This is a genomic window from Faecalibacterium sp. AF10-46 (assembly GCF_003604105.1).
Taxonomy (GTDB): Bacteria; Bacillota; Clostridia; order Oscillospirales; family Ruminococcaceae; genus Faecalibacterium; species Faecalibacterium taiwanense.
In genome coordinates this window covers 491,898-517,104 of sequence record NZ_QVGY01000001.1, presented here as the reverse complement: position 1 = coordinate 517,104, position 25,207 = coordinate 491,898, and the positions used below count along the sequence as shown (strand labels likewise).

The window sequence follows — 25,207 nt, the reverse complement described above, 5'->3', positions numbered from 1 at the left end:
TCTTGTCCGCGGACAAAAAACACCTGTACAGTCTCTTCCTATGCAGGAAAACGCAGTACAGGTGTTCTGATCTTTTTTGTTTACTTTGTGCTTGCCGGAGCAACCTCAAAGTCGATCTTGCCCAGGTTCACATCCGCACGCACAATGGTGATCATCATGGTGTCACCCAGACTCCAGTTCTTGCCGGAGACGGGGTCGGACAGGCGGATGCCCTCGGTGAGCATGGTGCCGGAGGGGGTCAGGCTGGAAGCAGGCACAAAGCCCTCCACGCCGTTCTCCAACTCAATGAACAGGCCGCGCTGGGTCACGCCGGAAATGCGGCCCTCGTAGCACTCGCCCAGATGGCGGCGGGCATACTCGGCCTTGTAGCAGTCCTCAGCCTTGCGCTCGATCTGCATTGCAATGATCTCGCGCTCACTGGACTGCTTGCTTGCCTTCTCGGCAAAGTCGCTGTAGCGCAGCACCATGGTATCCTTATCCATGCCCTTGAGCTGGGCGGTCATGATGCGATGGATGGCCAGATCCGGGTAGCGGCGGATGGGGCTGGTGAAGTGAGCGTAGTCCTTCAGCACCAGACCGTAGTGGCCCTTGGGCTTTTCCTCATACACAGCCTTGGACATGCAGCGCAGCATACCGGTATTGATGATCTGCTCATACGGGCCGCCGCGCACACCTTCCAGAATTGCGCTCAGCTCCTTGGGGGTGGGCACATCCTTGGCAAAGTGATCGTTGATGCCGCAGGCCTGCAGCAGAGTGTGCAGACGCTCCAGCTTTTCAGCATTGGGTTCCTCGTGCACACGGTACACGAAGGGGATCTGCTTCACGCGGGCAAAGTGGGCAGCGCACTGGTTGGCCAGCAGCATGAACTCTTCGATCATAGCTTCGCTCTCGCCGGAGGTGCGCTTTTTCACATCGATGCAGTGGCCGTCCTCGTCGAGGATCAGCTTCACCTCGCCGCTCTCGATATCCATGCAGCCGCGCTCCTTGCGCAGGCGGGCACGGTGGCCGTACAGCTCCTTCATGGCGGGCAGCTGGCTGAGCACTTCATGGTACTTGCCCTTCAGCTCATCGTCAGCACTGCCGGCCAGCAAGGCATTGATCTCGGAGTAAACACCCTTGACGCGGCTGCGGATGACCGACTTGACAAAGCGGTAATCGATCAGGTTGCCATCCTTATCCAGATGCATCAGGCAGGAGAAGGCCAGACGCAGCACGCCCTCATTCAGGCTGCAGATGCCGTTGGAAAGCTGCTTGGGCAGCATGGGCACCACCTGATCGGCATAGTAGACGCTGGTTGCGCGGTTAAACGCTTCGTTGTCCAGTTCGCTGCCGGGCTTGACATAGTTGGAAACATCTGCAATGTGGACACCCAGCTCAAAGCCGCCCTCCGGGGTCTTGGTCAGGCTGATGGCATCATCGATGTCCTTGGTCTCAGCACTGTCAATGGTGAAGATGGGCAGGGCACGCAGATCCATGCGGCCCTCGGCGTCCTTTTCAGAGACCTCAGCGTTCTCCAGCTTCTTGGCTTCCTCACGAACCTTATCCGGGAAGCGGCTGCGGATATCCTGCGCATAGAGCAGGGCCTTTGCGCAGCGCTTTGCTTCGTCCGAGCTGCCAAACCGCATGGCAACGCCCACGCGGTGATCTTCCTGCCGATTGCCGCGCTGCAGGATCTCCACGGCCACCTTGTCGCCGTCCTTTGCACCGCCCTCGCAGTCACGCATCAACTGCATGGAGATGGCCGGGCAGTCGTCCGGCACGAACTTCAGGCGGCCCTCAATGCGGCGGGCAGTGCCCACCAGATCGTTCTTTTCTTCCAGAATGGCCAGGATCTCGCCTTCATCGCTGCCCTCCACACGGGGGTGCTCAAACTTTTCCACAAGCACCATGTCGCCGGGCATGGCACCGCGGGTAAAACGGCCCGGGATAAAGATATCGCTGGTGCCGTCCTCCAGCATGACAAAGGCAAAATTCTTGCCCAGTTTTACCACCTTGCACAGCAGAGCCTTGTCTGCACGGCCGGAGCGCACCGTAAAGAACACGCCCTGACGCTGGCAGATGACCGCCTCGTGCACCAGCTGATCCACAGCCTCCATCACCTTGCGGTCCGAGCCGCGGTCCCCGCCGAATTTGGATTTGAGGTCTTTGACGGTGCACGGCTGATTCTGGATCGCGTGCTCAATTTTATCGCGCATTGCCATAATATTTTTTCTCCTTGCTCTTCCATGGCCGCAGCCTCCAACGTGCCGCAGCGCTGCCAATCGTGGGCCAGCTGCCCCACCCTGCCCAGCGGTCAGACTGCCGCCGACATCCTATCATAACACAGAAAAACAGCCCCGTCCTTTACACGGGGCTGCACGAACCTTGTCAACCTGCCATACGGCCTGCAAACAGACAAGCCAGAATGGCAACCACAAAGAAAACAATGCCTGCAATGCGGGTGGTCTTGGCCAGCATCTGATCAGCCGGGGTCAGACGGGCATTGTTTGCGCCGCCCATACTGCCGTTGATGGCACCGGAAAGGCCCTGACCGTGGGTGTGCTGCATGAGAGTGAGGAAAACGATGACGAGCGAAGCGATCAGCAGGATCACACCGCCAACAATTTCGATAACAGACATGGATTGAAACGCTCCTTTATTTTAATTCAACAAAAACTACGCAGAAATACAAATATATAGTAGCATAACAAGCGCAAAAAAGCAAGCAGAAACCGTGCATTTTTATGCCAGAAGGTCCAGCATTGCGCACAGCCGGGCAAAGATGGCGGCGCTGGAATGTTCCGTGCTCACCTGCCCGTCCTGCAGCACCACAATGGTGTAGCGCGGCTGCTGCGCCGGGTAAAACCCTGCGAACCACAAGTTTTTGCGTTCCGTGCCATCCGGTGTGAACTGCCCGGTCTGAGCGGTACCGGTCTTGCCGCCAGCCCCTTCTTCCAGCCAGGCAGCATCCTGTGCGGTGCCCTCTTCCACCACCTGCTGCAGCATTTTACGCAGGAGCGCTACATTTTCCGCACTCATCACCCGCCTTGACTGCGGATGTGCAAGCGTTTCCAGCGGCGTACCGTCAGTTTCATCCACCGAGCCACACACAAAGAAAGGCGTGCGGTACACCCCGCCGGAAGCAATGGTGTTCATCATGGCGGCGATCTGTACCGGTGATGCCAGCAGACCGCCCTGCCCAAAGCTGAAATTTGCCAGCTGGCCGCTCTGGGCAAGCTCCCCGGCAGACGGCAGCTTTCCGGCATCGGCGTGCAGCGCACCTGCCACCGGCACCTCTTGCCCGAAACCAAGCTGCCGAGACATCTGCAAAAGCGTCTCTGCCCCCAGCTGCTGCCCCAGCCGGATAAAATAGCCGTTGCAGCTTTTTTCCAGAGCCGCAGTCATGTCCACCGTTCCGTGCGGAACACCGCCTGCGCAGCGGAAGATCTGTCCATCCACCACCACCGCACCGGTGCATTCGTACTCCGGCAGGATGCCCTGCTCCAGCGCTGCCGCAGCCAGCACCGGCTTGAACACTGAACCCACAGCATAGCTTTCCAGTGCGCGGTTCAGGAACGGACTGTCCGGTGCATCCAGACTTGCGGCAAGGTCATCCGGGTCATAGCCCGGTACGCTGACGCTGGCGCGAACCGCAGCAGTGGCCGTGTCCAGAACCAGAATGCAGCCGCTGGTCATGGTGTCTGCGGCCACCGCTTCGGCGGCACGCTGCACCGGGCGGGAGATCGTCAGCTGCACGCCAACCGCACTGCTGTCCTGCCGGGTGAGCTGCGGTGTTTCCCCAGCCCGCAGCCGTCCTTGTGCTGTGACCGCGCACACCAGCGTGTCATGCTCCTTTGTCCCGGCCAGCTGGCTGTCCAGCGCCTTTTCCAGCCCGGCAGTGCCGCGGCCTTCTGCATCCAGATAGCCGATCAGATGCTGGCACAGCGGAACTTCTGCGCAGCGCCGTGCCGTTGCAAAGCAGCGTATGCCGCGCCCGGAAAGGTCGCGGTCCACTTCCAGCAGAAATGGTGCGGAGCGGTTGCGGTTCCGGTACAAAAGTGCCTGTCCGGCACTGTCCGTAAATGCATACAGGCGTGTGTAGTTGTTTTCGCCCGGGAAGCAGAGGGCAAGATACCGCGTTTCCAGCCCGGTGAGAAGCAGGCCGCTGTGATCGTAAAAGCTGCCCCGCCGGGCAGGCAGCGAGAGCCGGACCGTGCTCTGCGCTTCGGCCCGGGCAGCATAGGTATGGTTCTCTGCCAGAAAATACAGGCGGCACAAAACTACCGCAAACCCCAGCAGAACAGCTGCATACAACGCCAATACCCGTTTACCGGACATCTGCTCACCCCTTTTTGCTAGAGTGGGCTGCATCTGTGGTTTCTATACAAAAAGAGACGGGGTCTCCGAAGAGATCCCGTCTCCATAAGGTACTTATTGAGTAGGCACGTCTGCTGCTTAGTACATGCCGCCCTTCCAAACCACACTTTTGGAGCCGGATCACGCATATCCGGAAACGTAGACTTTTGTAGAATTATCAAGGCCACAAGCCGATTTTTCCAGATTCTCCGTTTTTGCACGATCCACGCTTTTCTACACAAATCTACGCCACTTACCGGGTGATTGGCGTAAGTTTTGGCGTAAGTTTCGGCGTAAGCAATTCCGCTTCATGCGTCGAAAATCACAGGTTGCCGGCGATCTGTTCAAAGGCCCTTTCAACCGATTCAAAGCTGCTGTGCGTGTAGACATCCAGCGTCACACTGGCATTGGAGTGTCCCATCAGGTATTGCAGGCTTTTTACATCCAGCCCGGCCTGCTGAACATTGGTGCAGAAGGTGTGTCGCAGCACATGAGGTGTAATGCGCGGAACAGGTTTGCCATACGCCTTCTCAAACTTTCCCTGCACGCCACGCATATAGTTTTCCAAGTGCATTGCCACCTTCGGCATTCCGGACTTGTCCAGAAAGAGAAATCCGCTGCAACCATCTACCAGCGCTTCCACTTTCGTGGACGCTCTGGCTTTTACTACACGCAACAGTGCTGCACAAACGGTATCTGTCATGGGAACATTGCGGATACCGCTTTTTGTTTTCGGCGGTGTGACAAAGTAGGGTTTTTCAGCCGTCCGGCAAAGCTGCCGCCGCACATGGATGCAGTGCCGTTCAAAGTCGATATCTGCTCGTGTCAGGCCGTACAGCTCGCTCACACGCAAGCCGGTTCCCATAAGAATGACGATATCATCATAATAGTTGCCGCCATAGTCCTGAACGAATTGCAGATATTTCATCTGCTGCTCTCTGGTCAGAGCATCACGCACATAAGCGTCCTTTGGCACAACATCGGACAGTTTGAACTTGAACGGATTCTTGCGGATAATGTCATCCTCCACCGCCATCTCGAATGCCGGTCTGACAACGCTTTGCAGGATTCCTATGGTGTTTTGCTTGAAACCGCTGTCATGCAGAAATACGAACCAGCCTTTCGCATCGGACAGTTTTACCGTTTTGATAGCTTTTTGCCCGAAAGGGTCCGCATGAATCCGCTTGACCGCTGTGTTGTACGACCGCAACGAATTTGGCTTCAACCCACGTTTCAGATTCATATAGCGGTCAACCAGATCAGCCACTGTCATCTCTCCGGCAGCATAGTCGATGCCGTCTGCCAGATCACGCTACAGCTCATCCTCTTTCTCCCGCAACTCTGTCAGGGATTTGGCGTAAATACAACGCCGTTTCTTGTGGATATCGGTATAACGATAGTCGTAGGTGCCGTTTGCTCTCTGGCTTTCGCCATCCTTCAAAACACGGCCCTTGCTATCCTTGCGCTTTTCAGGCATTTAGAAGCTCCTTTCTGTGAAAAGCGCATCTATAAGGTCAGTGTCAGTATAGCACATCAACCATGCGATTTCCACCCGCAGCGAATGAGAAAAGGACGGTTTCACATTTGCAGCCTTTGGTAGCCTCTCAAATAGAATATGCTTGCTCGACAAAGCAATCGAACAGGCGACGTTTGATCAGACGCTTGTTTCCCACCCAAAGGACGAATTTGCATTTATCTTCATTCGTAATTTCACGCAGTTTGTTGATGCCAATGCCGGAGTAAGCCGCAGCTTCTTCCAGCGTCAGATTGCTCTTTTCCCAAATCGGGATTTCTTTCATAGGCATTTTCCTTTCCTTGTAGCTGTGCTGTGTGCCAGCAAGTTTTTCAAGCTTTCTTTCCGATTCATCCAATCAATGCTTTCAGCCGTTCCAGCTTCTCCTGTGCGGTTTTCCTGCGCAAGCTGACCCCAATGCAGGAAATCGGAACGCACATTTCTAACAGGCGGTCATAGATTCGGGCGTGAGCAGTATCCTGTGGGTGCCGGATCTCATCCAGTGTCAGATTGGTGGTGACGATGAGGGCTTTCGGCTGCGGTAGCGGCTGTCCACAATATTGTAGATCTGTTCCAGTGCATACTCCGTGCCGCGCTCCATTCCAAAGTCGTCGATAATGAGCAAAGGGTATCGGCACAGCCTTTCCACCACCTCATTCCGCCCGGAAAAGCTGTTATTCAGCTCGTTCAGGATGTGTGCGAAGTTCGTCATGCACACAGGTACTTCCTGAGCCATCAGAGCGTTCGCAATGCACCCGGCAAGGAAACTCTTACCGGTGCCGACACCGCCCCAGAGAAGCAATCCAATGTTCTCTGCACGCATGGTCTGCCATTGCTCTACATAACGGTGTGCATGACACATCTGCGGGCTGCGGCCATTGTCGTTTTCAAACTTCCAGTCCAGCATTGCCGGGTCAGAAAATCCCTCGGCTTTCAGCCGCCGCACAAGGTCGCTGTGCTTTTGCTGGCTGATAAGGGCTTCCTGCTTTGCCCTCTCGATGCGTTGGCAGCTGCATTCAATGGGGTGCTTGTTCTTGCCCATCAGAGCGACGCCTTTTGCGAAGAACGCTTCCCTTGGCGTATGACATTTTCCGCAGTACAGCAATCCATCCATGCCATAATAATCTTCGGCGTTTTCGGGTATACTGGAAACGGATTGTTCCAAAATCTTTTCAATCGTCTTTATAGGCTTTCTCCTTCCGCAAAGGTGTAATCTGGAATACCCGGTGCTGTCTTTTTCTCTGATTGCCTCCGCTTTGCCCAGATACGCAGCGTTGCGGCATGGTCTGCATACTTTTTGCCAGTGGACTGGATATAAGCGGACAACTGCTCAATCAGACTGTCCAGCCCTGCAAAGTCAGCCTTGAGCCGCTTATACTCCTTTTCCGTCAGAAAGACATTCCGGTATTCTCCCAACGATAGACAAGCATTATTTGATTTTATCAGGTGGTTATCATTCAGGTTGTTCTTATTACGTTGGTTAGGTGTGCATTTTTGCGCAATCATACTGTGCGTTTCTGCACAGTCAGCTTGTGCGCTGGTGCATACTGTGACTGCGCAATTCTGCACAGTATGCGGAACTTTGAGCAGAATGTGGCTGGGTTTAGAAAAGCCGTAGCGCACTCGTTCGACAAGGTTGGCTTTTTCAAGTTCTGTGAAAGAGCGTGTCACGCTGGAGATACAGCAGTCCAAATCTTTTGCCAGATTGGAAAGCGGATAGATCACATAAATACGCCCCTGATTGTCCACCCAGTTGTTTTTCTGTGAGAGTGTGGCACGGTCGAGCAGAAGCGTGTAGAGCAGCTTTGCCGTGTGGCTCAAATCAGTATCTAACAAAAACCGGGCATAGGGCAGATACTGCGGCAGCGGCATATTGGGTTTCAAATAATCTGAAATGGCATTCACCTCCTTATCTTTCATACGACCATCTGTCGGGTTAGGATCGTTGTTCTTTGTCATCATTCAGTCTGTCTTTTACAGCCTGAAGATACCGGCTGGCACGGTCAATAAAAATCAGCAGCTTCTCATTGTTCTTCGGTTCGGTAAGAATATCGGGGTATTCACGAAAATACATTTCCCACCGCCGGACAAAGTCCTCCTGCGCTCCCTGAATCTCGCACATCATGGCTTCGCCATCTGCCAAACGGCGAGGTGAATAGATGCTCTTGACGGCATCCTTGAGATTCTGTTTTTCTTCCTTGTTGAGTCCTTTCTTACGACCCTGAATGTCTTGCTTGAAGGTCGTTATAAACGCATTGTCCTTTGAAGGTGAACCATAAGAATTCGTGACACAGGTGTTCCGTTCGGCTTTAGGCTTACGCAGCTCTGCCACAACTTCGGGACGCTTTTCCTTTGGAACCTTTGCAATCGAGGAAATTTCACGGTCGGTTGCCCGGATCTTTCCACTCAGGATTTCTTTCTGCACTCCGGGTACTGCCTCCTCCGCAACTTCCACACCTTTTGCAAATTGCTCTGCACGGTAAACATAACTTTCGGATGTTCCATGTTCCGCAGCGACCTTTGACCGTGAGCCGTGCTTTGCGCGGTCTGGTTCATTTTGAACCAGACCACTTTCAGATGCCAAGGTATACTGATTGCCGTGAAACGATTTGATTTGCTTTTCCGCTTCTGCCTGCTTTCCGATCAGGAACTTTTTCTGTTCTGGGGTCAGGTTTCGCCGCCTAAGCTGATTTTTACAGATCCATGCGAGTGCTTCATAGCGGCTGGAAAATTCTTTTTCGATGACTTCAAATGGAATGAACGGATATTTCCGAAGGACTTGATAGCGCGTGTGTCCGTCAACAATGTAGCCGTTCCACGTGATGATCGGATTCAGTACACGTTCTTCTTTGAGGATGTTCATTTCCAGTTGGTGTTTTTCTTCAAATGTTGGAGGATTGATCTGACGCTGGAACTCTGGGTCAATTTTAAGCTGGCTCAGTTTTGTCATAGGCAAACCATCCTTTCTGAAATGAAATAGAATATCATTGTTCTTACGCCGTTCTCTCTGCATGGATTTCCTGCCCCCTTCCGGCGGCGTTTTCCGGCTCTCACACTTGGGGGTCATGGCCGGGTATCCCATGCAGACGGTCATTCGGTTTTCAAGGTTCGATGAAGGCTCTGAAATTAGACTAACACATTCATAGAAGATTTTTTAGGAGGTCGTACCTCCGGTTTTGGGTTGTAAAAAAGCGGAAGTGATGCTTCCGGTTCTTTGCTGCAAACCATCGAAAAAATTATATCACATCGTAAATTTTATTTTTAGGAACTGGTAGTTCCGGTTTTTAAAAAATATGAAGTGAATTTCAAGGCAAAATCGGAACTATTGGTTCTGGTTTTGCGTATTAACGTGATTTCAAATTTTGGCTGCCGTTCTCTCTGCATGGATTTCCTGCCCCCTTTTGGCGGCGTTTTCCGGCTTTCCCACTTGGGGGGCATGGCCGGGTATCCCATGCAGACGGTCATTCGGTTTTCAAGGTTCAATTGATGTCTTGCTGGTAGCTTATCACACTTTCAAAAGAATTTTTAGGACCTGACAGGTCCGGTTTTGCGTGGATTTTATCCTGAATTCTCTTGAAAATCGGACATCGTGCCCGGTGCGTAAGATAAGTATACCGTATCCTTTTGCTGCTGAACAGGAAGTATTCGTTCCGGTTTTGAGGTCTTTTTCGGCTTTTATGGGCAAAAACCGGAAGCTTTAGTTCCGGCTAACCACTGGATCGCTTTTATCATAGCAGAAATTTCGTTGAATTTTTAGGAGGTCGCACCTCCGCTTTTGCATACAACTTGCTTTAGCTGCGTGCATTTCGTTGTGCGCAAAAACAACCGTCCGCTTCAAGTTAAACTTGAAAACGGACGGTCTGGCATACAGGATGATTTTCAAACTAGGAAGCACATCGAGAAGCTTCATAGTACCCGCAAGCAGGGCAGACGTATATACAACGTCTGCATCTGCAAGCAATGTTTTCGTCTATACAAAAACACTTTTTGCGTTGCAAAATGCTTGTTGGGAAATCCCAAACCCTTGAACTGCATCCTGTGGATGCAGGCTGTGCGATTGCATCGCTGATTCGTTCAAACTCATCGCAGCCCTATATTATCGCTCACACTCCCGATCAGGATGTCACATGCAGAAGCGGCCATCTGCATCTACGCAAACAGCCGCTTCATGATTCATTTTGTACTGGTCACTGCAGCACCTTATTCATCAACTCCTGATAGCTGTCCACATGGTCGTATGTCACAAGTCCATCTGACAATTTTGCAAAGAGCTTCTTGGCGCAGTCGATCTTGGATTTCTCGATCGGACGCAGGTTCAGGCTCTCCATTGTACCTTTGGTTTCTGCTACAAAATAGATGTGCTTCACTTTGCCTTCATGGAACACGATTGCCCAGTCCGGGGAGTAGTGTCCAACCGGGGTCGGAATATAGAAGCCTTTCGGCAGTTTTGCATAGATAAAGACTTCCTCTGCACCATCCAGATTTTCCGCAAACTTCCGTTCCACGCTCTTTTCCGCTGTGCCATCGGTGAAAACGTAATCCTGAATCGCCTTTTGTGCCTTGTAAGCCTTATCCATCGTCAGAGCGTGTTTCTCTGCCGTAAAGATGCTGCTGTCGTAGCTGCCCTCAATGGTATCATAGGTGATATGCTCCACGATCATGGTAGCTTTCTGCTCCTTGACCAGCCGGATCACCTTTGCGATAAATTCTTCTGGGTTGTTCTGGTACATCGCAAAGGTTGTCGGCTTGATGCCCTGCAAAATCCGTGCAACGGTATGCCGGGTCAGCGTTGTGCCCTCTGCAATTTTGCCGATCAGGTCATACGCAACCTGACCTGCGTAGTCATGTTCTAATTTTTTTGTTCTGCTCTTGGCATCGCTGAAGCTGCTGCCTTCTCGCACCATATCGGCACTCAGGACATCTTTCTGCCCGGCATAGGTAACGGTATATTGCAGGCGACTGACGTACAGTTCCCTGTCGATGTATTCGATTGCTTTCCGGATCAGTTCCTCAGAATCAAAATCCACCGTATAGGCGTATTTGTGGTTGATCGTCTGCCAGAGCTTCTGGAACTCTGCCTTTTCAAACCGGTCGTTCAGCGGATTTTCCAGCACTTTCGGCTTGTTGCCATCCTCAAACATAGACTTGAGCATACTGTCATCATAAATTGCCTGCACAAGCGTGTGCACGCCCTCTTCAATGGGCTTCAGCGTTTCCGGCACCGGTGCAAGTGTTCCGGTCTGCACATCGTCCCGGTAGTCCTGCGTGACATTATCCTGCTCATCCACATAGTTATTGCGGACAAGATACTGATAAATTGCCCGTGCCTGACGGTCATCCACCTTGACAATTTTGCCATCCAGCCTGATGGTCTTGCCGGTGAAATATGCAATGTCCGCCTTGCGGGGGCGATCATACAGCACTGCTTCGGTCTGCTTTTGCAGTCCGTCTACAAATCCTGCATAGCTCTCGCTGGCAATAACGGTCAGGACGTTGATATCCTGCACCTTATCTCCCAGCACTTCTGCATCCATGCGGTTCCCGTCCTTATTCACGCACAGACGCAGACCACGGCCTACTTCCTGCCGCTTCTGCGTGGTGCTGTCGCTGTGCTTCAGGGTGCAAATCTGGAACACATTCGGGTTATCCCAGCCTTCCCGCAGTGCGGAGTGGGAGAAGATGAACCGGGTCGGCTCTTCAAAGGACAGCAGACGTTCCTTGTTTTTCAGGATCAGATCATAGGCAGAAATATCATCCGACATATCTGAGCCACGCTTGACCGAACTGTTGACGCTGTGACCTTTCTTGTCGATGCTGAAATAGCCCTTGTGGACATCATGCACATCGGTTGAATCCAGATAGGCTGTATAAGCAGGGTCGAACAGGGTACGGTGCTCATTCAGAACCGAAAGATACTCCTGCTCAAAAATCTTGCCGTACTCACCCAGCAGTTCGTTTCCGTCTTCATCGTACTGGCGGTATTTTGCCACTTCGTCGATGAAGAACAGCGAAAGAGTCTTGATGCCCAGTTTGAAAAGTTCCTGCTCTTTTTCAAAGTGCGAAAGGATCGTTTCATGGATCTGCACCCGGCGCATATCATTTTCGGAAACATCGCCGGTGACATCGCCTTTGCGGATGGTATCACCGTTCGTAAAGGTCACAACACCCGTAATCGGGTCGATTTCCGACACTACGAAGCCCTTGTACTGCTCCATTTCCCCGGAGATGTAATAGAGATTATCGCCCACATCCAGCGTATGGAACTCTCGCTTCGTGCCGTTCTGGTGGCTGACCTCCAGCTCCACTTTTGCCCGCGGCGGATTTTTCGGGGAGATGATGATGCTTTCCAGATACAGATACTTGTCCGTACCACGCAGATTTTTGACCTCAAAGCCTTTGACTTCGATTTTCTTGACCAGCCGCTTATTGTAAGCGTCCAGCGCATCCAGAACGTAGATCAGATTGTGCTGCTTGGCGTGGGTAGCAGAGTAGTTCAGCGTGAAAAGCGGATTGAACTTTTTCAGGGCTTTCTGCGTGGCAGAGTCCTCTTTGCCCATCTTCTGCGGTTCGTCCAGAATCAGGATCGGGCGGTTGGCGGCAATCACATCAATCGGGCGGCGGGAGCCGAACTCGTCCCGCTTGGTGTAGATAATTCTCGCAGCGGCATCACCCTTGCGGCCTTCCACGTTCTTGTCCTCGTTCATGGAGGCGGCAAACGCCTGCGTGTTGATGATCATGACATTGATGCCGGAATTGCTGGAAAAGGAATCCAACTGATTCAGGTTGCTGCTGTTATAGATAAAGAACCGTGCCTTTTTGCCGTAGCACTCCATAAAGTGATCGGCAGTGATCTCAAAGGACTTCTTTACGCCTTCACGGATGGCGATACTCGGCACAACAACGATAAATTTGCTCCAACCATACCGCTTGTTCAGCTCGAACATGGTCTTGATGTAAACATAGGTTTTGCCTGTGCCGGTTTCCATCTCAATATCCAGAGAACACCTGCCCAGCGGGGCAACCAGCTTTTCCGACTGATGGATGTTTGCTTCTGCCTGCAATGTGCGGATGTTCTGAAGCAGCTCCTGCTCGGTCAGTTGGAGTGCTTCGTTCTTAAAACCGGAATCGTTGATCAAATCCTGTAACTCCACCTGTGCCGCATCGTCCCCATTGGAAACAAGACTCAACTGCTGCGGCTGCGCAGACAGGCTTCCCATATCCCGCAGGTACGACACGCCTGCATTGTAGGGCTGCCCCTGAAAGACCCGTGCCACCGCATCCACAGCGTCCGTCTGGTACTGCTGAATCTTAAAACTAAACTTCATCTTTGTGGTTTACCTCCTGCTCCAGCATCAGGAACCGGTCAAAATCGCTTTCATACAGGCGATCCTGAATGACACGATACTTTTCGTATTCGGTTTCCGCATGGAGTTTTGCCTGTTCTGCGCTGATTTTACCGGGGCCTGTCAGCAGTTCGTTGCCGTTGAACTCCAGAAAACCATCCAGCCGCTTTGCCCAGTCCTCCATGCTCATGGGGATCTTGCGCTCCGCCTGCAGCTCGGCATAATCCAGATAAAGCGACACAATGCGCTCCAGATAGTTCATTTCCTCTTTGCTCAGGTAGTTTTTGGCTATTGTCACATCCGCTTTCAGGATTTTTCCATCCGGCGCATTTTCCCATGTGGTAAGCCCCATGTGTTCCTTGTTGGCATCGGCACGCTCCACGATCAGTTCTGCCGCCGTGTGGCGATGCACAGCATAGTGCATCTTATTCTGAACCGTCTGGAAAAACAGCCGGGTCGTCTTGGCATCCTTGTCGTAATCAAACGCTGTTGCGTACAAATCCGTCACTTTCTGGTAGAACTTGCGCTCCGACAGGCGAATTTCACGAATCTGCTGCAACTGACGCTCAAAATATTCATCCGTGAACATGTGGCCTTTTTTCAGCCGTTCCACATCCATCGTCCAGCCCTGAATCGTATGGTCTTTCACGATCTGACCCGCCCATTTGCGGAACTGCACAGCACGCTGATTATTCACCTTAAAGCCGACTGCAATAATCATTTGAAGATTGTAATGATCCTGCTTGCGGCTGATCTGCCGGTCACCTTCGGTTTGAACTGTCAAGTATTTCTTGACAGTTGCCTCCGGAGCGAGTTCCCCATCCGCATAAATGCGCTTGATGTGCTGTGAGATCGTCTGTTTGGACACATCATATAAGGTTGCCATCATCTTTTGCGTCAGCCAGATGTTTTCATCCTCATAGCGCATTTCATAGCTGGTATCACTGTCTCCGGTAGAAGCCACGAAGGTCAAATATTCTGCCGCAGAGCTGTGAATTGCCTGTTCTTTATTCTTTTTTTCGGGCATTGTAGTCTGCCTTTCTTATCGTATTTTGATGCTCGACTGTTTAACGATATCCGGAGACATATTTTTAGATTTCAAGAGTTCCTGAAGTCCAATCTTGGTAAGTTCAGATGTAACAAACGGGCTGATCGTAATTTCTTCTATAACATCCGCAACGGGGAATTTTTTCAGTTCAAGCTGTGGGCGAATTGTATTTCCGACCAGCGTAAACTCTTTGGTCGCCTTTTCGCCCAAGTACTGATCTTCAAATGGAATGCCAAAGCGATATTCATGCTCAAAAGAAAAGTCTGGAGACTTAATTCTCAAGCAATATTGCAAGACGTCATCATAAATCATCTGTTCATTATGAAGCACCAACCAAAGTTTTATAACAGTATCCATATCTTGTCCGGCATTATAGCTGACAGGACCCTTTATTAAATTTGTAAAACCGTTTTTCAAATTATCATCACGGAGTGAATAGAGAAACTCATTCAATTTTTGACTATCAAATTTTATAGAGCAACCATCTTTGGCATACATCCGCCACATGGCAAGATCATCGTAGTTTTGTGACAGGGAAAGAATATAGTAATTCAGGTCGCACATATTCCATTGCAGATACGGCAGATCTTCACCAATCCCTTTGAGCCGTTCAACTTTTCCTTGCTCAATGTTTTCGATTGCAGTCAAAAGCTTTTGCACAAACTCATTTTCAGCCATGGGTTGAAGGAGTGCTTTCAACCAGTGTGTCGCATAAGAAAGCTCCTGCGTATCATTCAAAAATCGATAGTCTGTCAAACGAATTGTTTCATTCTGCAAAATAGCGAAAAGTGACGCCAGTGATGTATAGTGATAAAGGTCAATGTCCTCGTATTGAATTTTTGCTGTCATCTCACAACACCTTCCTTACCGTTTCCGGGCTATACGTTTCAAAAATCTGGTCAAAGTTTGTCGCAACACTGTCGTTTGCCATGGAGCTGTCACGGAACACGGCATAGTAGGGCTTCATCTGGGCAATGGCCTTGACAGTCTCCTCCGTCACATCATGGTCGAAGCAGGCCAGCAAGAAGCCGTCTGCCACGTTGAACACCTTTTTGCCCGCAATCTCTTTCACCTCAATGGGGCTGGACAGCAGCACACCCAGATCCAGCATCACCTGAAACAGCAAATCTTCCGGGGTGCGGTCAGGTTTTACGTTATCCACCAGCGAGAACAGATCCTGCTGACTGACTTCTTCCGGCGTGTAGTAGACGTTTTCCATATTGCTGCTGTCCAACCGCAGGCAGCGGAAGCCAATATCCAGATCAGCTAGTGCCGTTAAGCCAGCATCCTCCTTAATTTTCCGGCCCGCACGACGGATGCGCTCTTTGCCGATTTCGCAAAGCGTTTCATATTGCGGCGAATTTCCTTTTTCCGGCAACTGAACAAGAATATACTTTCGATTACCACCATCTTCCATATTCTTTTTCATGACTGCGTGTGCTGTTGTAGCTGACCCTGAAAAGAAATCCAAAATATACGAATCTTTATCCGTTGCAATTGTTAAAACACGTTCCACCAACCTAGTCGGTTTTGGAGTATCAAACGGGACACTTCCATCAAACAGGTTTTTTAGTTCTTTCATTGCCTCATCTGTATGTCCAACCTCTGCGTATGGCCATAGATTTGTCACTGTCCGTCCCTCAACCTGGTTCAAGTATGTCTTTCGACGAATTCCTCCCATACCATCTTTCGTGAAGTAGAAACGTGGCCATTGCCCACGATTTAAAACAAGTTTAGCCTTTTCTTTTGCTTGATTTAAATCGTATTTAAGAACAATTGCTTTTACGTCTTTCCGAATGTTTTCAACATCTACTCCACAAATTTCTGCTCTTTCTTTTTCATCATTGATATTTTTCAGTTCATATTCGCACCATCCGCTCATATAATCCAACATTGTCTTTTGGTCATATCTCCAGCAAGAAGCCGGTGCAGGGTAAAGAAGCTCTCCTGTAAATGGATGCTGTATAGCATAAACCATTCCCTGATGAGTTCTCGCCCCTGGTGCGTATGGTGTAGTATTTTGCCATGCACCATTCGGATCATTATCAGGGTTTTTATAAGCTGCATCCATTTTATCCGTACGCGGCAATTTATTCGGAATCCAATTGGGTTGTTTGCTATACACCAAAATATGTTCTGCTTCCGAAGGAAGTCCCTTTGAATCGTTTCGCATAGAATAGGTGCGTTGCCATGCAACATTTCCAACAAAGCAGCTTTCACCGTAAACATCATCACATATTTTTTTCAAATTATAAAGTTCATTATCATCAATGGAAATAAAAATAGCACCGTCATCTGCAAGCAAATCCTTTGCAATTTTCAGACGCGGATAAATCATATTGAGCCAATCCGTATGGAATCGACCGTTGCTCTCTGTATTCAGTTCCAACTTACCAACGATCTGGTTTCCCTCTTCATCATAGTTTCCGCTGGTGGCGTTCCATTCCTCGCCCCTCATTCCAAATTCATCATTATAAACAAAGTCATTGCCGGTGTTGTACGGCGGGTCAATGTAGATCATTTTGACCTTACCCAGATAGGTCTCCTGCAAAAGCTTCAGCACTTCCAGATTATCGCCCTCGATGTAGAGGTTTTCACTGTCAAAGCCGCCGGGCGTGCCGTCCTTGCCCACACTGTCTGCCACAACCGGGCGCAGCGTTGCTGTAATGGGCGCATTTGCCGCCAACATCGCCTTTTTCTTGTCCGGCCATGTAAACTGGTAACGCTCTTCCCGACCCTCCACGATGGAATCGGAAAGCTCCTGCCGCAGAACGTCAAAATCAATGGCATGTTCTACCTTGCCGTTGCGTTTCACCTCGGTAATTGCATTGGGGAACAGCTTGCCGATTAAATCTATGTTGCGCTGTACGCCGTCAAGGCTGTGCATTTTTAGAGTTTCCATCAGATAACCTCTCACTTTTTATAAATAGAATTTAACGTCTTCATGTTCATATAGTGGCAAATCTTTTTCTTCAAATTCTAATCCTTTGCAGATGCCACGATAAAGAAGGCAACAAATCGAATCGTAGTATAGTTTTCGCTTCTGTACAAACATTCCTATCGACATGCTTCCAGTTGCCGACATAAGTCCCTCTGGGATATCCCCATTTGGGAAATCCAACGAAAGAGACGGTTCCATCTGTATACTGAATTTTTTTGCCTGATAGCATTGAGACTCTATCCCTAAATATTTTGAATTATCGAGGCTGTCACAAATCAGCTTATAAACATATCTATTTTGAAGAAGATATTTATTTGTGTCAAAGATATTATGATACGTTTCTTCGTACAAATCAGGCAACTTAGAAAACAGTTTTCCGCATATATCATTGCATCTGGAAATATAATCAGGTTTATTGAGTTGAACCAAATCGTACCAATGATATCTCCAAACAGGAGCAATCTCTTGCACCTTCCGTTTTTCAAGTTCAAGAATTGCCAAAAGCCACCGTACACTTTCATCTGTCAAAAGCTCAAGCATACTTCCTCGAAAACGGTTTTCATCATCCCTTCCAGAAGCACAATATTTTTTGAAATCTTCCGGACATGAACGTGCGCACTCAAAGATATCGTAGAAATTTTTTCTTCCATGAGAGAGGATTTCATTTGTCCGTTTTACATATGCAATTTCCTTATCTGAAGATGCATATCCTGAGAGGACAAAGCACATGTAATTATGCAATAAAACGAATCTACGGCAAATATTCGATGGCAAGTATATATTCGATTTTGATTTTTCAAAGAAACAGTTGCTTTTTTCAATAAAGTCCTCCACCTGTTCTAACAGCACAAGTGTCGGTAAGCAGTCGTTCTGTATTCCGATTCTAAAATAGTTTTGAATAATTTCATGCAGTGTGTTTTTACTATATTTCTTCAAATCGGTTTCAGATATAAAAGAAAAATGTGTAAACATATTTTCTTTTATATTCCAGTCATATTCGTGCACTCCTGTGTCAAGATTTCCACGCATTTGAGGATACAACGCAACACACCCAGCAACTTGAATCGTTCTATCATTAACCTGAATATCACGGTTCGAGCTATACTTAATGCCAATCCTCCACAAATCCGGAAAAACACGTTCCTTTATCTTCTTCAAATCACCATTCAAGTGCTGGTTAAGGTAATCCACAGCATCTTGAAGTTCCGAAATCTGCTGAGATGTTTTATATACAAAAAGTCGATTGCGTTCTTGAGCGATATGCCTCATTTCTAAAATGAAAGAGTTGATATCAGATATAGATTCGGTCTCCGAAAAATGATATTTAACCGTCTTCTTCCCTTCAAAATTCAACTGCATCAGCATCTTATCCGAAAGATATATCCAAAAGACTTTTTTCGTTGAAAGATCTATTACAAAGTAAATTGCCGGACATTCCGTCACCTTGTCTTTAACATACTGCAAGAAATTTGTTTTGAGTGAATAATCATATTTCCCAATATTTTTTCCTTTTGTGTTGCGTACCAATTTGTCAACCTTTTTTATTTGGACGATAAATTGTTTGACAGGTTCACATTCATTGTTTACAAGCTCAAACGTTCCATCATAATTAGGTGTTCGATCATTTTCGCCGAAAAAAGTTTTAATTTCACGCGTTGATTCCAAAAGACCTTTTAGAATTGTGATAGATTCAGACTCGTCAAAAGCCGATTTACTATGCTTTGAAATCATAGAATTAGACATGTTTCAGCCTTTCTTTTAACATTTTAGCTTTTTGAACCATCTCAAATTTTTTCCTTGGTTGCTTTTCCTTACGGATTTTGGCTTCCAGTGCCGCAATCTGCTTTTCCAGCTGCTCTCGTTGCTTCTGCTGCTCCACACTGTCTTTCAGGGACGCACTTTCTCCTGTGCCAAGCGCATCACCTGCAATCTGACGGACAAAGTTCTCGTATACGGCATCCAGCGTAAGCCCTTCCAGATGCACAGGCAGATTGTCTTCGCCCATCCAGTCCGTAGAATAATAGCGGTCTACCTTAAAGGTTGTCTTGCCCGCCGCAGCTTCCTTGTAGCCGATGACAGCACGATACTTGCCCTCGTATTCCAGCAGAAAGAGGATGTGATACGGAATTTCCCGGTCGATCTGGCGCAGCACACTCTCGTCCAGCTCCGGGGCAGACAGCCGCACCTCGAATACCTCGATCTCCGTCACTTGCCCACCAGCAGCCAGATTCAGGGTGGTGGCAGCAATCTTATTGCGCCAGTAGATGATTTTGATCTGCTCGACAAAGGCTTTCTTCATAGCTGGGGTGACAGCGATGTTCTCATATAACTTCTGCTTCGGGATGCGTTTATTAAACTCGGTAGATACAGGCAAGTCCAGCACGTTTTTCACCTCTATGTGTTCATTTCACGACAAGAAAACAAATCAACTCAAAATCATCCAGCCCAGACACCTGACTGAGTAATGCTGTTGTTCCGCCCGCAGAGAACAGGCTGTCGATATCGCTTTCTTCCTTAATATCAATGATTGAATCAATGGCTTCGCTCAGCAATTCGGACATTTCTGCCATGTCCTTTCCATCGTCTGTTTCCCGGTTGAAGCGTTCATACACCTCTTTGATTGGCTCAGTCTTTCCACGGCACAGCAGCCGGATATCGTCCAACATCTTTTTGGGGTTCAGGTAGTCGCAGATAATCTGCCCATCCATGCCGATGTAAACCATGTAGAACGGATGGATGCGGTTCCGATTGTCCACATTGACGCTGTTATTGATGTTTTTCAGCACGAAGATCACACCCTCCGGCAGTTCATCCGTAGCTGGAACCACCGCATGAAGTCCACGGGGCTTCTTGTCCAGATCACCGTTGTGTTTGATGTAATCCAGCAGGTCGAGCCGAAACTCGTTCAGTCCCAGATCCATGATGGAGATGCCGTCCGATATATCCTCGATGTCAACGACCTCTTCCTGCAAGCGTTTCAACTGTGCCTTGCGGTATTCCAAATCGCCCTTTTCTTCGGGGTTGATAAGGTCATCATCTCCGGTAGAGGTCATAACTGTGATTTTCATGCGGGTCTCCACACGGGATTTCAGGTTGATGTAATCGTCCAGCGTCAGATCAGGCCAGAAATTCACAAGCTGGATGTACTGGTTTCTGCTGCCGATACGGTCGATTCGTCCAAAACGCTGGATAATGCGTACCGGGTTCCAGTGAATGTCATAGTTGATCAGATAATCGCAGTCCTGCAAGTTCTGGCCTTCGGAAATGCAGTCTGTCGCAATCAGTACATCAATCTCCGTGGTACTACCGGGCATCAGAACATCCCGGTCTTTGGAGAGCGGAGAAAAACAGGTCAGTACATTGTTGAGTGTTGCCTTGAAGCCCTTGATCGTGGTTCGCCCATCAATCGATCCGGTAATGACAGCGGTATCTAGCCCATACTTCTGCTTTACGAATGTACTCACATTGTCAAAGAGGTACTCTGCAGTATCCGAAAATGCAGAAAAAATCAGCACTTTCTTGTTGCCGGCATTGATCGGATGCTCAATTTTTTCGGACAGCAGCTGGAACAGTTCTTGTAGCTTGGTGTCGTGCTGCGGTGTGATATCTGCCACCATAAAGGTCAACAGCTCCAGAATTTCTGCATCTTTTCGAAGTTCATCACGCCAACTCTTCCAATCCATATCCGCAAGATCGATTTTGACTTTTTTGCCGACGGTGAAAAAGTCAGTGTTCTCATCGTCCATGTCAAAATCGTCTCCGGCCATGTCGTATATATCCAGATCAGCGTGGCCGGAGCGTTCAAACTGGTCAATGGACTGAATCGTACCATCAATCAGTTTCTTGATGCGCATCAGGGTCAGCTGGAACGAATGTACAGAGCTTTCCAGCCGTTTCAGCAGGTTGATACTCATCAACCGACAAATACCCTGCTCACGGCCTCTCTGGGTCAGATTCTCGCCCTTATTGTGTGTCAGCTCCTGATATTTCTGGATCTTACTTGCGAAGATGTAGTTGGAGGGCATATAGACGCACAAGCTCAACTGTATCAGCTGCTCGTAAATCTCATTGTAGTTGATGGCATTATTCAGGTCTGTCAGGCATGGCCGAACAGAGATCGGCTTCAACCGCTCCGGGAACTTTCCGATAGCGTTGGTGTTATAGTACTTCTCGATGTGCTTACGGGAACGTGCGATGGTCACACTGTCCAGCAGCTCAAAAAAGTCGAAATCCAATGTCCGCAGCAGCGCATCCGTGGTTCTCTCTTCTGGTTTCAGTTTGCTCCATGCGTTAAAGGCTTTTTGCGCCTGCTTAAAGATGTCTTCAATGCTCTTTGAGGTGTTCAGCCTTTCATCCAGATATTCGGAGTTTCCCTCATAGGCAAGGGCCAGCTGATTTTTCAAATCCACAAAGCGGTTGTTGACCGGCGTTGCCGAAAGCATCAGCACCTTGGTCTTAACTCCGGCACGGATCACCTTGTCCATCAGCCGCTGGTAACGGTTGTCCTGCGTCTTGCTGTGCGTACCGATGCCGTTGCGGAAGTTGTGCGATTCATCAATGACTACCAGATCGTAGTTGCCCCAGTTCAGGCGATCCAGATCGAGGCCATTCGATTTTCCGCTGCTTCTGGACAGGTCTGTGTGGAACAGGACGTCATAGTTCAGCCGATCCGATGCAATCGGGTTGTTCACATAGTTGTCCTTGTAGGTATTCCAGTTTTCCGCCAGCTTTTTGGGGCACAGCACAAGAACCGACTTGTTTCGGTTCTCATAATACTTTACGACAGCCAGTGCGGTAAAGGTCTTACCAAGGCCAACACTGTCCGCAAGGATACAGCCGTTGTACTTTTCCAGTTTATTGATGATGGCAAGCACCGCATCCTTCTGGAAGTCGTACAGCAGGCTCCAGATCTTGCTCTGCTTGAAGCCGGTTGCCTCATTCGGCAATTCGTCTTCTGAGATGTCGTCCAAAAACTCGCTGAACACATGATACAGCGTCATAAAGTAGATGAACTCCGGGGAATTTTCAGCATAAGCCGTGCTGATATTCTCCAGAACTACATCTGTGACATCCTGCATTTTGTCCCGGTCGTTCCAAAGAGTATCAAACAGCTTCATGTACTGCTGTGCAAACGGAGCCTCCATGCAGTTGACCATGTTGTAGCTGTTATTTCCACGCTCACAGCCAATATCGACTGTCGTAAAGCCGCCAATCGGCATATAAGCGGTCTGTGCTGCACCGGAATCCACCGTCATGAAGCCAGCCATATTTTCGCCGGTGGTGTTCGATTTGAACGTTGCCTTTTTCCTGATCCAGTCTGCGCATTCCTTTGCGATGGCTCTCTGGGTCATCTCATTGCGCAGTTTGATTTCAAACTCTGTACCGTAAAGGCTTGTTTCCCGGGAAATGCGGGGAATGTAGAACTCCCGCTTCTGCTTTTCAGCCTTTTCTTTCACAAAAGTGGGCGATGTAAAGATAAATTCAAACTCATCTATGGTTTCCAGCTGCTTCTTCAGCTCTTTATAGGCATACATCGAAAAGCAGGCTGCCGCAATAGACACCCTGCTGCCTTTTTTGATTTCCACCCGCAGATCATCTCGAACGGTATTGGTGATGTTATCCAGAATTTTCATATCATCCACCGGTTTTATGCTTATCCGTATTCTTTTATAGTCTTGACTATGAAGGCGCTCTTACAAAAATCTATTTCTATTATACCACCCACTTTTTCCCCTGTAAACGAAAAAGCTGACGGTGTGTAGTGTGCAGCATCCATCAGCTTTTCGTGATACAAAAATCGGCACCCGCTTTTCAGCGAGTGCCGATTTTGTTACCCTATAGTGCGCTTTGATTTTTGGCGTAAGTGGCGTAAGTTTGGCGTAAATCCGCTTTTGCGCGCTCCAAAAATCAAGGATTCATGCGGTTTTTAGGCAGTTATTAGTACATGCCGCCCATACCGCCCATGTCACCGCCTGCAGCAGCGGGTGCAGCAGGGGGTTCCGGCAGGTCAGCGACCAGGCTTTCGGTGGTCAGCACCATCTCAGCGACGGAGGCTGCGTTCTCCAGAGCGGAACGGGTGACCTTGGTGGGGTCAACAATGCCAGCGGCGATCATATCGTCCACAAAGACCTCGTTCTGAGCATCAAAGCCGTAGTTGGGCTTGTTGGCAGAGATGATCTTGTCGATGATGACACTGCCTTCCAGACCGGCATTCTTCGCGATCTGGCGCAGAGGAGCTTCCAGAGCCTTCAGCACGATCTTAGCGCCGGTGCGCTCGTCGCCTTCCAGCGTGTCGCACAGCTCGCGCACAGCGGGGATCGCATTGATAGGAGCAGTGCCGCCGCCAGCAACAACACCTTCCTGAACAGCAGCCTTGGTTGCGTTCAGAGCATCCTCGATGCGCAGCTTCTTGTCCTTCATCTCAACTTCGGTAGCAGCGCCGACCTTGATGACGGCCACGCCGCCAGCCAGCTTTGCCAGACGCTCCTGCAGCTTTTCACGGTCGAAATCGCTGGTAGCGGCCTCGATCTGGCTGCGGATCTGAGCGATGCGGGCTGCGATGGCATCCTTATCGCCTGCACCGCCAACGATGGTGGTGTTCTCCTTGGAGACCTTCACCTGACGGGCATGGCCCAGCATCTGGACGGTAGCATCCTTCAGCTCATAGCCCAGATCGGAGGAGATCACGGTGCCGCCGGTCAGGGTTGCGATATCCTGCAGCATTTCCTTGCGGCGGTCGCCAAAGCCGGGAGCCTTGACAGCGCAGACGTTCAGGGTGCCGCGCAGGCGGTTGACGATCAGAGTGGACAGAGCCTCGCCCTCAATGTCCTCAGCCACGATCAGCAGTTTCAGACCGTTCTGCATCACCTGCTCCAGCAGAGGGACCAGATCCTGAATCACGCTGATCTTCTTATCGGTGATCAGGATAGCGGCGTTGTCCAGGTCAGCCACCATCTTGTCGGTATCGGTGACCATATACGGGGTGAGGTAGCCGCGGTCGAACTGCATGCCTTCCACGATCTCGTTGTAGGTCTCAGCGGTGGTCTTGTTCTCCTCAATGGTGATAACGCCATCGGAGGTGACCTTCTCCATAGCCTCGGCGATCAGACGGCCGATCTCGGGGTCGCCTGCAGAAATAGTGCCGACGCGGGCGATATCGTTGCTGTCCTTCACCTTCTGGCTGTGAGCCTTGATGGTCTCAACAGCCTTGGCAACAGCCTTGCTCATGCCGCGGCGGATATCCATGGGGTTTGCACCGGCGGTGACATTCTTCATGCCCTCGGTGACCATGGCCTGTGCCAGAACGGTTGCGGTGGTGGTGCCGTCGCCTGCTGCGTCGTTGGTCTTGGTAGCGACTTCACGCACCAGCTGTGCGCCCATGTTCTCGAACTCATCCTTCAGCTCGATCTCCTTGGCAATGGTCACGCCATCGTTGGTGATGACCGGTGCACCGAACTTTTTGCTCAGCACCACATTGCGGCCCTTGGGGCCCAGGGTGATCTTAACGGTGTTTGCCAGGGTATCGATACCGGCACACAGTGCCTTGCGGGCATCCTCGCCCTGCTTGATCTGCTTAGCCATAATCAAATCGCTCCTTTAAAGCTCAATTTTCAAATATCAGAGGGGAAACTGCTCAGTCCTCAACGACTGCCAGGATATCGCCCTGACGGACGATGGTGCACTCTTCGCCGTCCACCTTGACCTCGGTACCGGAGTACTTGCTGGTGAGGACCTTGTCGCCGACCTTCACAGTCATCTTGACTTCCTTGCCGTCCACAACGCCGCCGGGGCCGACAGCGATGACCTCAGCCACCTGGGGCTTTTCCTTAGCACTGCCGGTCAGGATCAGACCGCCCTTGGTGGTCTCCTCAACCTCAACAGCCTTAATGACAACACGGTCTGCAAGAGGAATAATCTTCATAGTTCTTGCCCTCCTATAGTAAAAATATAATTTAAAACTTTGCTGTGTCCAAAGGGCCTCGTGCCGGCTCTTTGGTTCTTTAGCACTCCATTTCTCTGAGTGCTAA

Annotated in this window: 17 protein-coding genes and 1 pseudogene; all 18 read right to left on the bottom strand. The window is 49.9% G+C overall.

Going from position 1 to position 25,207, the window contains the following annotated elements; all coding sequences use genetic code 11:
* Positions 1-80: 80 nt before the first annotated feature.
* Positions 81-2,201 (bottom strand): ribonuclease R, encoded by a 2,121-nt coding sequence (gene rnr, locus DWV57_RS02515; RefSeq protein WP_120019836.1) that lies wholly within the window; start codon positions 2,199-2,201, stop codon positions 81-83.
* Positions 2,202-2,367: 166 nt separating this feature from the next.
* Positions 2,368-2,619 carry a preprotein translocase subunit SecG gene (gene secG / locus DWV57_RS02510; RefSeq protein ID WP_120019835.1) on the bottom strand — a complete coding sequence of 84 codons (252 nt, stop codon included), beginning with the start codon at positions 2,617-2,619 and terminating at the stop codon, positions 2,368-2,370.
* A 102-nt stretch (positions 2,620-2,721) separates the two neighbouring features.
* Positions 2,722-4,317, bottom strand: coding sequence for a penicillin-binding protein 2 (locus DWV57_RS02505; RefSeq protein WP_120019834.1), 1,596 nt, complete (start codon positions 4,315-4,317; stop codon positions 2,722-2,724).
* Positions 4,318-4,657: 340 nt separating this feature from the next.
* Positions 4,658-5,602, bottom strand: coding sequence for a site-specific integrase (locus tag DWV57_RS02500; protein ID WP_243112290.1), 945 nt, complete (start codon positions 5,600-5,602; stop codon positions 4,658-4,660).
* 45 nt (positions 5,603-5,647) lie between these two features.
* A complete protein-coding gene (locus DWV57_RS14745; RefSeq protein WP_243112289.1) occupies positions 5,648-5,812 on the bottom strand; it encodes an integrase DNA-binding domain-containing protein in 165 nt (54 codons plus the stop codon).
* 127 nt (positions 5,813-5,939) lie between these two features.
* Positions 5,940-6,134: an excisionase gene (locus DWV57_RS02495; protein WP_117526274.1), complete on the bottom strand. Its 195-nt coding sequence runs from the start codon at positions 6,132-6,134 to the stop codon at positions 5,940-5,942.
* Positions 6,131-7,034 (bottom strand): annotated as a pseudogene (locus DWV57_RS02490) (ATP-binding protein). Before DWV57_RS02490 ends, DWV57_RS02495 begins: the two are co-directional and overlap by 4 nt.
* On the bottom strand, positions 7,031-7,810 hold the full coding sequence (locus tag DWV57_RS02485) for a replication initiator protein A (protein WP_120019833.1): 780 nt from the start codon (positions 7,808-7,810) through the stop codon (positions 7,031-7,033). Before DWV57_RS02485 ends, DWV57_RS02490 begins: the two are co-directional and overlap by 4 nt.
* Positions 7,785-8,798 carry a hypothetical protein gene (locus DWV57_RS02480; protein ID WP_133303626.1) on the bottom strand — a complete coding sequence of 338 codons (1,014 nt, stop codon included), beginning with the start codon at positions 8,796-8,798 and terminating at the stop codon, positions 7,785-7,787. Before DWV57_RS02480 ends, DWV57_RS02485 begins: the two co-directional genes overlap by 26 nt.
* Positions 8,799-10,035: 1,237 nt before the next feature.
* Positions 10,036-13,173: a DEAD/DEAH box helicase family protein gene (locus DWV57_RS02475; RefSeq protein WP_120019831.1), complete on the bottom strand. Its 3,138-nt coding sequence runs from the start codon at positions 13,171-13,173 to the stop codon at positions 10,036-10,038.
* Positions 13,163-14,218 (bottom strand): virulence RhuM family protein, encoded by a 1,056-nt coding sequence (locus DWV57_RS02470; RefSeq protein WP_120019830.1) that lies wholly within the window; start codon positions 14,216-14,218, stop codon positions 13,163-13,165. Before DWV57_RS02470 ends, DWV57_RS02475 begins: the two co-directional genes overlap by 11 nt.
* 15 nt (positions 14,219-14,233) lie before the next feature.
* Positions 14,234-15,088, bottom strand: a complete 855-nt coding sequence (locus tag DWV57_RS02465) for a DUF2971 domain-containing protein (protein ID WP_120019829.1) — start codon at positions 15,086-15,088, stop codon at positions 14,234-14,236.
* Position 15,089: 1 nt separating this feature from the next.
* Positions 15,090-17,141 (bottom strand): site-specific DNA-methyltransferase, encoded by a 2,052-nt coding sequence (locus DWV57_RS02460; RefSeq protein ID WP_120019828.1) that lies wholly within the window; start codon positions 17,139-17,141, stop codon positions 15,090-15,092.
* Positions 17,142-17,159: 18 nt separating this feature from the next.
* On the bottom strand, positions 17,160-18,923 hold the full coding sequence (locus DWV57_RS02455; protein ID WP_120019827.1) for a DUF4365 domain-containing protein: 1,764 nt from the start codon (positions 18,921-18,923) through the stop codon (positions 17,160-17,162).
* Positions 18,916-19,563 carry a DUF4391 domain-containing protein gene (locus DWV57_RS02450; protein WP_120019826.1) on the bottom strand — a complete coding sequence of 216 codons (648 nt, stop codon included), beginning with the start codon at positions 19,561-19,563 and terminating at the stop codon, positions 18,916-18,918. Before DWV57_RS02450 ends, DWV57_RS02455 begins: the two co-directional genes overlap by 8 nt.
* A gap of 19 nt (positions 19,564-19,582) precedes the next feature.
* On the bottom strand, positions 19,583-22,813 hold the full coding sequence (locus DWV57_RS02445; protein WP_120019825.1) for a helicase-related protein: 3,231 nt from the start codon (positions 22,811-22,813) through the stop codon (positions 19,583-19,585).
* Positions 22,814-23,117: 304 nt separating this feature from the next.
* Positions 23,118-24,761 (bottom strand): chaperonin GroEL, encoded by a 1,644-nt coding sequence (gene groL, locus DWV57_RS02440; RefSeq protein ID WP_097777868.1) that lies wholly within the window; start codon positions 24,759-24,761, stop codon positions 23,118-23,120.
* A gap of 52 nt (positions 24,762-24,813) precedes the next feature.
* Positions 24,814-25,101, bottom strand: a complete 288-nt coding sequence (locus DWV57_RS02435; protein ID WP_005937287.1) for a co-chaperone GroES — start codon at positions 25,099-25,101, stop codon at positions 24,814-24,816.
* Between the last annotated feature and the right edge of the window lie 106 nt (positions 25,102-25,207).

Excerpts from the sequence above, each read along its gene's own strand:
- DWV57_RS02470 (WP_120019830.1), bottom strand. The coding sequence starts at position 14,218 with ATGCCCGAAAAAAAGAATAAAGAACAGGCAATTCACAGCTCTGCGGCA.
- DWV57_RS02460 (WP_120019828.1), bottom strand. The coding sequence starts at position 17,141 with ATGGAAACTCTAAAAATGCACAGCCTTGACGGCGTACAGCGCAACATA.
- DWV57_RS02495 (WP_117526274.1), bottom strand. The coding sequence starts at position 6,134 with ATGAAAGAAATCCCGATTTGGGAAAAGAGCAATCTGACGCTGGAAGAA.
- DWV57_RS02505 (WP_120019834.1), bottom strand. The coding sequence starts at position 4,317 with ATGTCCGGTAAACGGGTATTGGCGTTGTATGCAGCTGTTCTGCTGGGG.
- DWV57_RS14745 (WP_243112289.1), bottom strand. The coding sequence starts at position 5,812 with ATGCCTGAAAAGCGCAAGGATAGCAAGGGCCGTGTTTTGAAGGATGGC.
- rnr (WP_120019836.1), bottom strand. The coding sequence starts at position 2,201 with ATGGCAATGCGCGATAAAATTGAGCACGCGATCCAGAATCAGCCGTGC.
- DWV57_RS02465 (WP_120019829.1), bottom strand. The coding sequence starts at position 15,088 with ATGACAGCAAAAATTCAATACGAGGACATTGACCTTTATCACTATACA.
- secG (WP_120019835.1), bottom strand. The coding sequence starts at position 2,619 with ATGTCTGTTATCGAAATTGTTGGCGGTGTGATCCTGCTGATCGCTTCG.
- DWV57_RS02445 (WP_120019825.1), bottom strand. The coding sequence starts at position 22,813 with ATGAAAATTCTGGATAACATCACCAATACCGTTCGAGATGATCTGCGG.
- DWV57_RS02455 (WP_120019827.1), bottom strand. The coding sequence starts at position 18,923 with ATGTCTAATTCTATGATTTCAAAGCATAGTAAATCGGCTTTTGACGAG.
- DWV57_RS02475 (WP_120019831.1), bottom strand. The coding sequence starts at position 13,173 with ATGAAGTTTAGTTTTAAGATTCAGCAGTACCAGACGGACGCTGTGGAT.
- DWV57_RS02480 (WP_133303626.1), bottom strand. The coding sequence starts at position 8,798 with ATGACAAAACTGAGCCAGCTTAAAATTGACCCAGAGTTCCAGCGTCAG.
- DWV57_RS02435 (WP_005937287.1), bottom strand. The coding sequence starts at position 25,101 with ATGAAGATTATTCCTCTTGCAGACCGTGTTGTCATTAAGGCTGTTGAG.
- DWV57_RS02485 (WP_120019833.1), bottom strand. The coding sequence starts at position 7,810 with ATGATGACAAAGAACAACGATCCTAACCCGACAGATGGTCGTATGAAA.
- groL (WP_097777868.1), bottom strand. The coding sequence starts at position 24,761 with ATGGCTAAGCAGATCAAGCAGGGCGAGGATGCCCGCAAGGCACTGTGT.